This is a genomic window from Pseudoalteromonas sp. SG44-1 (genome assembly GCF_014164315.1).
Classification (GTDB): Bacteria; Pseudomonadota; Gammaproteobacteria; order Enterobacterales; family Alteromonadaceae; genus Pseudoalteromonas; species Pseudoalteromonas rhizosphaerae.
In genome coordinates this window covers 1-416 of the sequence record NZ_JACJEW010000247.1, presented here as the reverse complement: position 1 = coordinate 416, position 416 = coordinate 1, and the positions used below count along the sequence as shown (strand labels likewise).

1 rRNA gene is annotated in these 416 nt (G+C 35.6%); it reads right to left on the bottom strand.

Features of this window, described 5'->3' with window-relative positions:
• Positions 1-347: 347 nt before the first annotated feature.
• Positions 348-416 (bottom strand): 16S ribosomal RNA (locus H5187_RS24025); the annotation flags it as partial.

The following is a 416-nucleotide window of genomic DNA, read 5'->3' as shown; positions in this document are numbered from 1 at the left end:
CTCCAACTGCCAAGGCATCCACCGTGTACGCTTAGTCACTTAACCATACAACCCAAACGGGTCTTTGTTTTGTGACAGTTTAACTTCGCCAGAAGTTAATATTGAATACTAAAGTAGATACCAATTAATCATTATCTAATTAAAGAGTGATTAAATTGGCACTGAATGATACTGCTATCATTCTTTTTTACTTTTGAAAACTCTGTACAAATAACAATGTTATTCATACGAATTTTATTATCAGCTTTTCCAAATTTTTAAAGAGCATATTAATTAGTGAACTCAAAGAGCAAACTAACTAACAATCATCTGTGTGGACACTACGAACAAATAAGTTCTAAATCGTATAAGGAGGTGATCCAGCCCCAGGTTCCCCTAGGGCTACCTTGTTACGACTTCACCCCAGTCATGAATCA